Annotated in this window: 10 protein-coding genes and 2 pseudogenes; 10 read left to right on the forward strand and 2 right to left on the reverse strand. The window is 40.3% G+C overall.

Annotated elements, in window-relative coordinates:
• The first annotated feature begins 37 nt into the window (after positions 1–37).
• Positions 38–238 (forward strand): hypothetical protein, encoded by a 201-nt coding sequence (locus ACH10T_RS07850; RefSeq protein ID WP_394808755.1) that lies wholly within the window; start codon positions 38–40, stop codon positions 236–238.
• A gap of 73 nt (positions 239–311) precedes the next feature.
• Positions 312–534, forward strand: a pseudogene (locus ACH10T_RS07855) (ATPase, T2SS/T4P/T4SS family); the annotation flags it as partial.
• A gap of 163 nt (positions 535–697) precedes the next feature.
• Here ACH10T_RS07855 and ACH10T_RS07860 read toward each other — a convergent pair.
• Positions 698–1654, reverse strand: a complete 957-nt coding sequence (locus ACH10T_RS07860) for a hypothetical protein (protein ID WP_394808756.1) — start codon at positions 1652–1654, stop codon at positions 698–700.
• Positions 1655–1957: 303 nt separating this feature from the next.
• Positions 1958–2689 (reverse strand): hypothetical protein, encoded by a 732-nt coding sequence (locus ACH10T_RS07865; protein WP_394808757.1) that lies wholly within the window; start codon positions 2687–2689, stop codon positions 1958–1960.
• 418 nt (positions 2690–3107) lie between these two features.
• Here ACH10T_RS07865 and ACH10T_RS07870 point away from each other — a divergent pair, with 418 nt between their 5' ends.
• The 8 genes and pseudogenes from ACH10T_RS07870 to ACH10T_RS07905 all read left to right on the forward strand — a co-directional run.
• Positions 3108–4004 (forward strand): hypothetical protein, encoded by an 897-nt coding sequence (locus tag ACH10T_RS07870; RefSeq protein ID WP_394808758.1) that lies wholly within the window; start codon positions 3108–3110, stop codon positions 4002–4004.
• Between the two features lie 159 nt (positions 4005–4163).
• Positions 4164–5246 carry a lipocalin-like domain-containing protein gene (locus ACH10T_RS07875; RefSeq protein WP_394808759.1) on the forward strand — a complete coding sequence of 361 codons (1083 nt, stop codon included), beginning with the start codon at positions 4164–4166 and terminating at the stop codon, positions 5244–5246.
• A 69-nt stretch (positions 5247–5315) separates the two neighbouring features.
• Entirely contained in the window at positions 5316–5756 is a 441-nt protein-coding gene (locus tag ACH10T_RS07880; RefSeq protein ID WP_394808760.1) for a low molecular weight protein-tyrosine-phosphatase, read from the forward strand.
• A 336-nt stretch (positions 5757–6092) separates the two neighbouring features.
• Positions 6093–7460, forward strand: coding sequence for a polysaccharide biosynthesis/export family protein (locus ACH10T_RS07885; protein WP_394808761.1), 1368 nt, complete (start codon positions 6093–6095; stop codon positions 7458–7460).
• Between the two features lie 33 nt (positions 7461–7493).
• Entirely contained in the window at positions 7494–9761 is a 2268-nt protein-coding gene (locus ACH10T_RS07890; RefSeq protein WP_394808762.1) for a polysaccharide biosynthesis tyrosine autokinase, read from the forward strand.
• Positions 9762–9766: 5 nt separating this feature from the next.
• The gene (locus ACH10T_RS07895) at positions 9767–11266 is read left to right on the forward strand and encodes an MraY family glycosyltransferase (protein WP_394808763.1); all 1500 of its coding nucleotides are present in this window, start codon (positions 9767–9769) and stop codon (positions 11264–11266) included.
• Positions 11267–11411: 145 nt separating this feature from the next.
• Positions 11412–12692 carry a nucleotide sugar dehydrogenase gene (locus ACH10T_RS07900; RefSeq protein ID WP_394808764.1) on the forward strand — a complete coding sequence of 427 codons (1281 nt, stop codon included), beginning with the start codon at positions 11412–11414 and terminating at the stop codon, positions 12690–12692.
• A gap of 244 nt (positions 12693–12936) precedes the next feature.
• A pseudogene (locus ACH10T_RS07905) lies at positions 12937–13154 on the forward strand (hypothetical protein); the annotation flags it as partial.

Raw genomic sequence — 13154 nt, forward strand, 5'->3', positions numbered from 1 at the left:
ATATTGTTACTCTAATTAATAAGTTGGAGTTTTAATCATGTTAAAAAATATTCAAATTATTGAGAAATCATCAGGTCATATCGTAACGGAATATCCAATGGCGTTCAAACTTATGGAGACAGCACAGAAAAAATGGTTCTGCTTAAGAGGCTATAACCTGTTAGCAGATGTAATCAATGGCGTTAAATTTGTTAACGGTATTAAACAAGCAGAGGATCAAAAACAGAATGCCGCTTGATTCTCTATACACCAGATTTGACTATAGCTCGGAAACCGGCGTGTTGTCGCCAAGACACTCTGATGTCATCAAAGAGGCTGTGCGCAAGCACCGCAACATTCTAGTCATTGGTGGCACCGCAGATCGGGTAAAACAACGCTGATCAACGCCATTATCAATGAAATGGTTCGCACAGTGACCCGGATGAGCGCATCTTCATCTTGGAAGACACGGGCGAGATCCAATGCGCTGCCCAGAATTTTGTTCAATATCACACCACACTTGATGTCGATATGACTCAGTTGTTAAAAACAACTAAATGGCACCTCTAAAAATCCAAATTTCGTCACAACACTTTGTTGCTCACAAAAAATGTTTCCTTACATATCAGTTATATGCTGCGTCACCATTTTTTGCTCGCGCCTCGTTTTGTTTAGAACTTTGAATTTTTAGAAGTGCCCTAAATTATGAATTGAACATTTAACCGTCAATTTTGACATACTCACCATTTTGCCTTACCCACATTTCTCCAGTAAAAGCATCACTTACTGTCGTAGCATCCGTCGCAAAACAATCATCCACGATATTACTTGTATAAGTCCCCGCTGTGTAATATTTCACCGGAGGTGTCAGCGCAATTCCATCGACAGGGAAACCTGCTAATAAATTTGTAGCAGTTGTTGTGATATCAAAACATAGATCAGAATTTACAATTAAGTTAGCTGTGTCAGCCGCAACATTGATAGTACAATGCTTAACATTTGCTGAAGTATCGACAATACCTTTAATAGAATCGGGTAATCCCGGGATATTGATTGATAAACCTTCTAATCTTGAACTGGTTACAGTATTGCTTCCAAGCAAGGAAATGCCACTTGCGGTTGTTTGTCGCGGCACACTGCAAAGATTAGTGTTAGCAAGATCTGGTGCAGTTACACACTGCCCACCGGAAGTGACGGTAACAACATTGCCACTTTGACTATACGTAATCCCCGCAGGCGTTTTCGAGGTATCACAAGCAGCCACACTACCATTACCACCCAAACTGTCAATATGAACAATAAGATTGGCAAGCGTATCGATATATGTTGGTTGATCACCCCAAATTCCTCCAAGGAGATAAACGCCATTATCATTTTTGTTAACACCCGCATATATTCCAGTTTCTGGATAATGTCGGTATAACCAAGGTTCTATATTCTGAGTAGCTTGATGACCTGAAAAAATCTCTGGGTAAGTATTTTCAGCCCAGTTAAGTATTTTTTCAGTATCGCTACCTGTATCAGCGTAAATCAAATGACTATGACATAGCAATACAAACGCACATCCAGATAAAATTAACCGTTTCATATGATGCAACATATCTAGAATCTCCAATTGATGAGTAAGTTGATGTTTAAGCAGATGAAATGATTCATCTAAATTTAAAAACAACATATATTATCCATGATTTATACACACTGAATCTAACTAAAGATTTTACAGGTAAAACTATGGTTTTACTCAGGAGTAAAGGATGTACCTGAGAAAAATTAAAATACGGCTTGTAAAAAGTCGATCAATTCTAAGATTCTTTGTTCATAATTATTTGCAGAAAACTATTTATTTCATGTGGTTGAATTGGTGTTTAGTCCCTCGGTGTGCTGATGGCGGGCAGTTTTTCCAGAGAATGCCGGAAGAAAATTTCTTCTGGTTTCGGTGGATTCCTATTTGATAACATTGTTCGTTGAGCTAGTTATCTTAAATAACCTGACTGACACTTAGCGAGTTTAGGCTGCCCACAATATCGACGATTGTAAAACCAGGGTCGGTATGGTCAACAAAAACAAGAGCATGCTTCCCTCGAATAGGCGAATTTGTTTCGTTTACGCCAATATCAACATTAACAGCTACAGCAACATCGTTGGGAATGACATCCAGATTGCTAATGACATATATAAAGGCCTCTTGTAGAAGTGCTTCACTAGTAAGTGCGACATTATTTGCACCATTTTTTAAGTTGAGTATGCCATTGTTAACTGAAAAATTCTTAAAGTGGACCGTGTCATTTACAGTATTGACATTGGTGTTAGCCATAACGCGACTAGAATTTACGTCCAAATTAAGCTGGTCGTGCTTGTCGAAGCCAATGATAGTATCGAATCCTGTTATTTTACCTGTCAGAATAACATTAGCAGCACTTGTAGAACTTTCACCTTTTGCAATGTTAATGGTGTCAGCATTGTCTTTCTCTTTGGTTAGAACATAAGTGTCTTGACCTGCGCCACCTGTCAAGATATTTTTATCTTTGCCGCCGTAAAGTATGTCATTACCACCGCCACCCAAAAGCTTGTCATTGCCGTCATTGCCAAAAAGTAAGTCACTGCCGCCAAAACCGAAGAGCGTGTCATTACCTTTTAAACCATAAATGAAGTCATTAAAAGCTGTGCCGTTAAGCACATTATCTTTATTTGTTCCGTTAATAATAGCCATTTTTTTCCTTAAAAGTTATAACGTTTGGAATTAAATTATTGAAGCTAAATTTTCATTAAGTAAAATAGCTCAGTTGATTTATGCTGTTCTTGGTTAAAAATAATTGAAAATTAATAGAACAGAGTTATGACAAAATAATTAAGAAGATTGTAAACTCAATGAGAAAATAAACGTCTATTTTCTGCATCTGATTATACCTGTACCGGACATTTCGTCAAATTTGATCCGGGAAGATTAAAAAGATGTTTGATGGTGAATCTGAATCACTTCTAAGCGGTATTGAGCTAAAGGTATTTTTGCTTTTCGGGAGATAAGCGATTAAGTGGTATGATCAACTAAATTAAACGCTATCTGTAATGTGAGTTGTTTAAGCCTTTCTTTACCCTGTGATATTATTTTTATAAAGGCGATTATTTTTATGCGATTACGTATTAGAGGTTTTTATATGAAACAACACATGAAGCGGCTCATTCTATCTGCTTGTACATTCACTCTGTTCAGCAGCATCCACTTTGTTTCTGCCGATATGGTCAGCGATACTGAGAAGTTGTTCAACTGGGCAGAGAGCACTTATCCACAGTTCTTTTCAGGTCATCAGACCACGCAGAGTATCGAGCCTTGGTTATATCGATACTATGCTGACAAAGGAATTTATACTGGAGTGAACAAGAATGATATTGGTGTCTATTTGTTGGGAGGACCTTGGGGAAATAATCCAACATTCGTTGATTCGTTATCAAATATGATTGCGCTAATTCAAAATTCTGGAGGCAATACCAGTATTCCAGCTTGTAATACTAAAAATACAATCGATGGTCTGTTTTTTATCCAAAATGGCAATATTGTTAATATCACCACAAACGGACAATGTATTTCAGTAACGCCAAATAGTAATCTATGTGAAGCACCCCAGCAAACCACAGCATCAGGAATTTCTCTACTAACTAAAAACACTGTTATTTCATCTGAGATTAAAGGGGTTTCAATTACTATTCCTGGTATTCCTGATCCATTTCAATCTATTCCGGATGATTTTGCTAATACCAGGCACTGCACAATTAATACACCTCCAGAGAGAGCTAATTTAATTATAAACTCTGATGTTTGTTATGATATGACTTCGGTTTTTAATGACCAATTTCAAGATATACCTGGCATTGCCGTTACTCCGCCGATTACTATGGCCATTAAAGATACCTCAACAGGTCAAATCGTAGCAGATTGTTTTGCTACTGAAGCTGATACTATCTTCGATGCATTTACTGGCGAGTTATGGAGTAATCAAGAGGGTACTTTTGTAAAAATTAACGATTAACAAATGCTTCGATAAATTACATTCCTACTTTTTCAATTTCGGCAGGTTGATAGGATCAATCAAATTTGGTTTTATATACGCTACTTGCAAAACTGCTAATGAGTTAAAACTTTTGGCATTCGACCTAATCAATGCATTCGGCGCTAGTTATAGAGTGGTATGAAAAGAATCAAGTCCGTATATAAGCGATATCGCTTTTCAAGAACACAGTTTATTTTCTCAGCCATATTTATTGCCGCTTGTGGTATTGGTACATGGGTTATTTATGAGGTTGTGCATACGCAATCAGCTGCAGATTGGTATGAAAGAAAAGCAGAAAATGGCAATTTAGTAACTTTGCCTAAAGATGATGCACCGCACAAGGCTGCTATGGAGTGGTGGTACTATAATGGTCATCTGATTTCTGAATCAGGCAAGCAATATAGTTTTCACTATACAGTTTTTCTTGTGAGCAACGTTGCTGATCATATTGTTAGTCATGCTTCGATTAATGAACATCAAACGGGCAAGCACTATACTGCGCAACGCAGAACAGCAGGAAATCCATCAACAATTAAGGAAAATGGCTTTGAATTTATTCAGGGCGATTGGTTTATGATGGGGAGTGATGGTCGCGATAAATTAAAAATCATGACCAATGAGTTTAGTTTTGATCTCGATTTGACTAGTACCAAGCCTCCTGTTTTTCATGGAGGAAATGGGATTATCTCTCTGAAGGATGCTGGCCATAGTTATTACTATTCCCGTACGCGTATGGCTGTCTCTGGTGTTGTGAAAATAAATAATACAACTGAGAAAGTGACGGGTATTTCTTGGTTTGATCATCAATGGGGGGATTTCGCTGTAGGACGCTTATCGTGGGACTGGTTCAGTCTTCAATTAAATGATGGTATTGATTTGATGATTTATCAATTGCATGATAGGAAAACGAACGAACCTATCCTCTATATTGGCAGCATAAATCAGAACGGAAATACAGAGAACCTTGTAGCAACAGATTTTAATATTGCTCCCAGGAGAAAGTGGATTAGCAATAAATCAAAAATTGCTTATCCAACAGAATGGACGATAGATATTCCATCAAAAAATATAAATCTCGTGGTTAAAAGTATAAATGAGAGCAATGAATTTGATGCTATGTTAACTACGTATAATATTTATTGGGAAGGTGCGATTCAGGTGCAAGGTTCGCATACAGGTTCAGGTTTTATGGAATTGTATTACATGGATAAAAAGCATTAAGACCTGAAGAATCTATCTTCAATTCAATTGCTCTCGCTATTCTAATTAAATAACTGGATAATTCGTGACTTGCTAAAAAGCATACTCGTTGTTTGTGTTGGGAATATATGTAGAAGCCCAATGGCTGAAGGTTTATTTAAACAAGCACTTATAAACGCTAATAAATCTGACCGCACGGTAAATTCAGCTGGTCTTAGTGCATTAGTGGGACATCCTCCAGATCCGAATGCGTGTTCACTAATGAGGGAAAGAGGTATAGACATTTCCGATTATCGCGCTTGCCAATTAAATCAAGAAATGATTCGTAAGTCGGAGCTTATTTTGGTAATGGAATTAAATCAGAAATATATTCTTGAAGAAAATGAGCCAACAGCAAGAGGAAAGATTTTTCGACTAGGTGAATGGGGAAAATTCGAAATCACTGATCCGTATAAAAAAGAAATCCAATTTTTCGAGAAAACACTGACATTAATTGAGCAGGGCGTGTCTCACTGGGTAGAAAGATTGTAGCTTAATCTGTGAATAAGAAATCTTGGAAAGCTAATGATTTCTGGCAAAGGCGGAAACGGTTGAATAAATATAATCATGAAAAACATGAATGCACCTTTGGCTGATGTAACTAAAGTATATATCGAGAATGATAGCAATTTGCTTCATGTCAAAAACGAAAAATGCACAAGCTTTAATATCCTTTTCAATGGTTACTTTGGTTACTTTGGTTACTAAGCGTTGTAATAAACTTTGGTGTTTTGATGAAGCTCTGAATCGCCTGTAAATGTCATTTCGAACGAAGTGCGAAATTTTTGGAATCTGGTTCAATGCTATAAATTCCTTACCTCGTTTAAAATGAAGGCTATTCAGAGTTTCTTTCGTTTGGGTAAATACCTGGTTTGCCGAGGTTGTGGAATCGCAGAATACAAAGATTCTTCCAAAAATTTTACATTATTCTGGCTAATGGAACGCGAGCTTATCTTATATATGGAATTAAGTAATCTTTGGCATCTAAAGGAAATCGTATTTCTTCGGAAAAATATTTTTCTTATTATAATCATATTAAGCCAACTTTCCGCTTGTACCCTGATTCCAGGGCAACATTACAGGTCTTTTACCGGTCAATCCAATGTGGAATTGCCGGTTAAGGAAGCTAATGAAACAATTCTGAAAAAACTTGACATTAAAACGATTAATGCACAGTCAATTATTGAAATAGAAAAGGATTTCAATAATAAAAGCTTAGGTCCTGACAATGTTGCTAATCATTATTTTGATTATCGTATTGGATCGAAAACCCAAAAAGGTACTCCTGAGAAAGAACCTTACGATCAATATCGTGTGGGGCCCAGAGATATCCTTACTATAACTGTCTGGGGACATCCGGAATTGACTATTCCTGCAGGTGAGTTTCGCTCAGCCGAGTCGGCAGGCAATGTCGTCGGCGAAGATGGTACTTTCTTTTATCCCTATGCTGGTGTAATTCAGGCAGCAGGTAAAACGGTAGAAAAGATTCGCGAAGAATTAACGCAAAAACTTTCTAAATATATTGAACATATTCAACTTGACGTGCGCGTGGCTGCGTATCGTAGTCAACGGGTTTATATCGTGGGTGAAGTGGCTCAGCCAGGAATTCAACTGGTCAGAGATATCCCTTTAACGGTACTGGAAGCGATCAATAGTGCTGGTGGGGTAAGGCCTGATTCGGATCTGCGCAATATTACCTTAACGCGGGATGACAAGACCTACAGCATTAACCTGCTGAGCCTTTACGAGGGGGGTGATATAAAGCAAAACGTGCTACTCAAACATGGCGATGTTTTGAATGTGCCCAATAATGTATTTAATAAGGTTTTTTTGATGGGAGAATCTGCGTTGGGGCGTGGCTTCGGTGCCCGACCGCGAAGTATCATTATGGATAAGGCGCGTATCACATTGATGGAAGCAATAAGTGAGCACGGCGGCCTAACACAAGACACTGCTGATGCGGCCAGAATTTTTATCTTTAGAAGCGGCGTAGGTAAATCGGAAATATTTCATCTGGATGCAAGATCCCCCGAGGCATTTTTATTGGCAGACCGTTTTCCATTGCAGCCACGCGATCTGGTTTACATCAATCGGACAGAGCTAATACGCTGGCTCGAAATTGTTGCACAAATTCAACCGATCGTTAATCTTTTGAATACGTTTGACGGATCAATCTCGGTTGAACCATTAAGATAAACATTCTGATATTTCATTATTTCCGTAACCGCTATGCTCAACACATTCACTGACAAAACTAAAGATCTGACACAGACCGTACCCAGTGACGAGGACGATTCAATCGATCTGGGTGAATTGTTGAGTATGCTGGTGGATAGTAAATGGCTTGTCATGGTGATTACATTCGTTGTCTTCTCGATAGGCATCATTAAAGCCGTTATTGATACGCCGATTTATAAAGTCGATGTGATGCTGCAAGTGAATGAAAAGTCGCAGACTATGATGGGAATGGAACCATTAAACGATATGTTAGGAAATAAGCTTCCGGTGATGGCTGAAATCGAACTTATTAAATCCAGGAAGATATTGGGAACCGTCGTTAAAAATCTGGATTTGGAAATTATCGCTAAACCGCGGCTGTTTCCTTTCGTGGGCGAGGCGATTGCGAGAAGATTCGGAACCCGTAATCCTGATAATGCTGTTTCCAGTCCGCTATTTGGGCAAGACAGTTATGCCTGGGGTGGAGAAGCAATTCAAGTCAGCACATTAACCGTTCCTGATGGTTTGAAAGATAAGCAATTCATACTGCAGGCTGGGCAACAAGGCCAGTTTCAGATCATCTATAACGATGAACCTATTCTAGAAGGTGCAGTGGGTACACTGGTAAGCAAACAAATTGAAAGCTTTCAACAGCCTATTACCTTATTCGTATCTCTCTTAAAAGCCCGCCCACGCACGCAATTTACCCTCATGCGGCAATCCGAGAATAACGCGACACGTCAACTAAGAAATGGTTTGGCTGTGTTAGAGAAAGGCAAGGGCACAGGGATATTGGAGTTGACTTTTGAATCAGACAATGCGGATCATGCTGTTCGGGTATTGAATGAAATAGCCAATATTTATGTTCAGCAGAATGTTGAGTATAAGTCTGCGGAATCGCAGAAAACATTGGAATTTTTGGATAAACAGTTGCCTACACTCAAGGATCAGTTGGAAGCAGCCACAAGTGTTCTGAACGATTTTAAAAATAAAAAGGGCTCTGTCGATTTAAATACGGAGACACAAAATATCTTAAAAGGGGTTGTTGAAACAGAAACCCAAATGACTCTTTTACAGCAAAAGCGTGATGAACTGAGGCAGAGATTTACCGAGGCGCACCCGAATGTTATTGCAGTTGATAAGCAGATTGCGCGATTGCAGGAACAAAAAAAATCTAATGACAAGAGGATTAAGGCATTGCCCGAAACGCAACAAGTCATTTTGGGTTTATCCGGGGATGTGGAAGTCAGTGCAAGTCTCTATGGCACTTTGCTTAATAATGCACAGACATTGCGTGTGGCCAAAGCAGGTACCGTGGGAGACGTAAGAGTAATCGATCACGCCATCTTGCCTGATAGGGCGATTAAACCAAACAAGCTTTTAATCATTGGTGTGGCCTTTGCCTTGGGATTGTTGTTAGGTGTTGTTGCAGCATTTATTCGCAAAGCATTGCATCGTGGCATAGAAGATCCGGATTTGGTCGAGAAACAATTGCATATACCCGTTTATGCCACCATTTCACACAGCAAAGACCAGGAATTACTCGATAAGGAATTGAACAAACCTTCCAAATTGGTCAGGAGGAATAGACCAGTTATTTTAGCGCTTAGAAATAAGGAAGATGTTGCAATAGAAAGTCTGCGAAGTCTGCGTACCACCATACATTTTTCTTTATTGGAAGCCCAAAATAATATCATCGTAATCAGCGGGCCAAGCCCAGGAGTTGGGAAAACATTTGTTGCCTCCAATCTTGCTGCAGTCATGGCTGATTCCGGTAAAAAAATATTGCTGATAGATGCTGATATGCGTAAGGGTGCAATTAATAAACTGTTTGGAGTCAATAGAGAGGGTGGGTTATCTGAAGTAATTTTAAATACCATAACTGTACAGGACGCCACTCGCAAAATACCATCGGTTAACTTCGATTTTATTCCCACCGGAACAATTCCACCCAATCCATCGGAACTATTGCTTCATGAACGTTTTGGTCAGATCCTTGAAGGATTCACTCAACAATACGACTTGATCATCATCGACTCACCGCCAATCCTGGCGGTTACAGATGCCGCTATTATTGCCCGGATGGCAGGTGCAACATTCATGGTGATAAAAGCTGGATTACATACCAAACGCGAATTGGAACAGAGTATCAGAAGATTTTCCCAGTCGGGCGTTACCATAAAGGGCATCGTATTTAATGATATGCCGCAATCATCGTCGCGTTATGGTTATGGTTATGGTAAATATGTTTATCAATATAGCTACCAGAAATCAAAGTAAAAATCATGAATATTCTTATCTTTTCTGTATTTTTATTTAGCATTTTTTTATCCATATTGGCTATTTGGTCTACTGCTTCACTCATGCATACCCTTAATATTACCGACAAACCTGATGATGAACATAAGCTGCATGATACCAATACACCTTTTGTTGGCGGAGTGGGGGTGCTGGCGGCTTTGTGTTTTGCATTCATTCTATTAATCAACCTTCATTCTGAGCATTTCCAGAAATGTATTGTCCTGCTTATTTGCGCTATCATTATCTGGAGCACTGGTTTCTTAGACGATGCGATTAAGCTTGGATACAAATTACGTTTTGCAATACAAGCTTTGGTTGCGCTCATTATGATTCTGTGGGGCGGAGTGGTGGTGAATGAACTGGGCGGATTGTTTTTTGGATTCCCGCTGCAACTCGGAACGATTGGCATTATTTTTACGCTTATTGCCACTATTGGTGGAATCAATGCACTTAATATGCTGGATGGCGTCGATGGACTTTCAGGGTCAATTGCGCTGGTGAGTTTGTTGTTAATTGGTGTTACGACCTATATAGCACAAGATCAGCATAATCTGATATTGATTTGTGCGCTTGCCGGTGGTGTGGTTGGTTTTTTGTACTTTAATCTGCGTCATCCCTATCAACGCTACGCACGAGTTTTTCTCGGTGACAACGGCAGCATGCTGCTTGGCGTGATGTTTGCATGGCTGCTGGTGGATATTGCACAAAATCCCATTCCGTCCATAACACCGGTAACAGCGATTTGGTTGTTTTCCATTCCGCTCCTGGATATGTTCAGTGTCATGGTGCGCAGAATGTGTGCGGGGCGTTCACCCTTTACTCCGGATCGGAAACATTTGCATCACTTGTTGATGAAATCTGGGTTCCGGATCTCGGAAATTGTTTTCACCATAACGTTATTACATGGTTTGTTAGGAATAATAGGGCTTGCCGGTATGTATTCAGGCGTACCTGAATTTGCAATGCTACTCGGTTTTCTTCTGATTTTAACCGGGTACTTCTACTTGACTTATCATCCTGAAAATTTTATATCGCTACTTCGAAACTTCGACATACTGCTTAATACCCGATTGAGGTTTGCGCCTGTTTCAAATAGCAAAATCCTCATTGGTAGCTACTCTACTCAAGAAGCCGAGGCGCTTGCCAGGGCAATCAGTGATGAACTTGGACCCAAGATGAATTACTGGATAAGGCTCTTCAGGAAATCATCGGAACCTGATCACTCAGGAAATTGTTATGCGATTACACTTAATATCTGGCTTGATAAAAAGGATGATTTCTCGAAAGAAATGCTGAGGCAGTATATAGTGTCGCTACAACGGCGGTTAATAGAACAACGAAGCATCCATTTATACCGGTTTTCCAGTCGTGAAACAGATTTTGATCCGGTAATTCATAGTAAAGGGAGTGCCTTCGGTGAATCTAAAGTCAAGAGCCGACGCAAGCTGGGACCACAAGCGTTGTCATTTGAAATTTTGCGTTGAAGATAAAATGACATTTGTCATTCCATACGCAGTGAGGAATCTTTGGTAATCAACACAATAGATTTCTCGCTGTGATGGAAATGACAGTTGTTCAGAGTTTCCTAAATTAGCTACCAAGTTTGTATATTCAATAAAGGTTTTTTTCATGAAAATCGCGGTTGTTGGTCTTGGTTATGTTGGGCTGCCACTGGCAGTCGAGTTCGGCAAAAAATATCCCACGGCCGGTATTGACCTCTCCGCAGATAAAATTACGGCATATCGCAATTTTATTGATCCGACTGGTGAAGTGCCATCAGAGCATTTGCGTGCTGCAACTCAGCTGAATTATCACACCGATCCACAAGCATTAAGCGATGCTGATTTCATCATTGTGGCTGTTCCCACGCCCGTGGATAAAGCAAACCAGCCGGATTTCACTGCGCTCATCAAAAGCTCCGAGGCCGTTGGAAAGCACATCAAGCGCGGTGCGATCGTGGTGTATGAATCCACCGTCTATCCCGGCGCGACCGAAGAGGTGTGTATTCCAATAATCGAAAAATATTCCGGCCTGAAATGGAAAAAAGATTTCTTTGTCGGTTACAGTCCGGAGCGGATTAATCCCGGTGATAAAGAGCGAACGGTCACAAAAATCGTTAAAGTTGTTTCCGGCGATACGCCGGAAACATTGAAGACTGTTGCTGAAGTTTACGGTTCAATTATCACCGCAGGCGTGTATCCAGCCAGCAGTATCAAGGTGGCAGAAGCCGCCAAGGTCATTGAAAATACCCAGCGCGATCTGAATATCGCACTGATGAACGAATTGGCTATTATTTTCGATAAGCTCGGCATCGATACGCTGGAGGTGTTGAAAGTGGCGGGCACCAAGTGGAATTTTCTACCATTTCGTCCCGGCCTGGTTGGCGGACATTGTATCGGCGTTGATCCGTATTATCTGACCCATAAAGCAGATATGGTCGGGTACCACCCGCAGGTTATTCTGGCAGGGCGTCGTATCAATGACGGTATGACAGCCTACGTGGCACAGCAAACCGTGAAGCAAATCATCAAGGCAGGTGGGGCAGTCAAAGGATCTAAGGTCATCGTGCTGGGACTTACTTTCAAAGAAAATTGCGCGGACTTGCGAAACAGTAAGGTTGCTGACTTGGTGAGAGAGCTGCAAGAATTTGGATGTGAAGTCAGCGTACATGACCCATTGGCTGAACCAGAAGAAGCTATTCACGAATACGGCATCAACCTCACCCAATGGGATTTGCTACCAATGCAGTCTGACGCCATAGTGGCAGCCGTGGCTCACACGGAATACATCAATAAGCCTGTCAGTGGATTGTTATCCAAGTTGAAAGTTGGTGGTGTGTTTATCGACGTCAAGTCTGCGTACCCTCAAGATGCGATCGAAGCGGCTGGGTACAAGTTGTGGCGGCTATAATTCGCATTTAATATAGCCTGAACAAAATATGACTAATACTAAACTAATTGTCCAAAACACCATTGTCTCTATCACGCGAATAGAACAGGCGGACTTCATATCGCTGACTGACATTGCTAAGGTCAAGAATCCTAACGAACCGAAAGATGTAGTTAAGGAAACTCTGAATAACTCATCTTTGTCATTCCGAACGTAGTGAGGAATCTTTGCGAATCAACATTATAGATTTCTCGCTATACTCGAAATGACAAGTATTCAGGGGTTCGTTAAGAACTGGTTAAGAACACCCTCGATTATTGAGTTTCTTGGTCTCTGGGAGAAAATTAACAATCCGAATTTTAAAGGGGTCGAATTCGACTCCTTTAACAGGCTGTTGAAAAACGTATTCGAGGCAGCCGATGCAAGGCAAAAACAGGCGAAAAAGCGCAGTTTATGCTTAATAAATGAGCATTTTGAGCCTGT

Source organism: Nitrosomonas sp., assembly GCF_043753625.1.
In the GTDB taxonomy this organism is placed as follows: Bacteria; Pseudomonadota; Gammaproteobacteria; order Burkholderiales; family Nitrosomonadaceae; genus Nitrosomonas.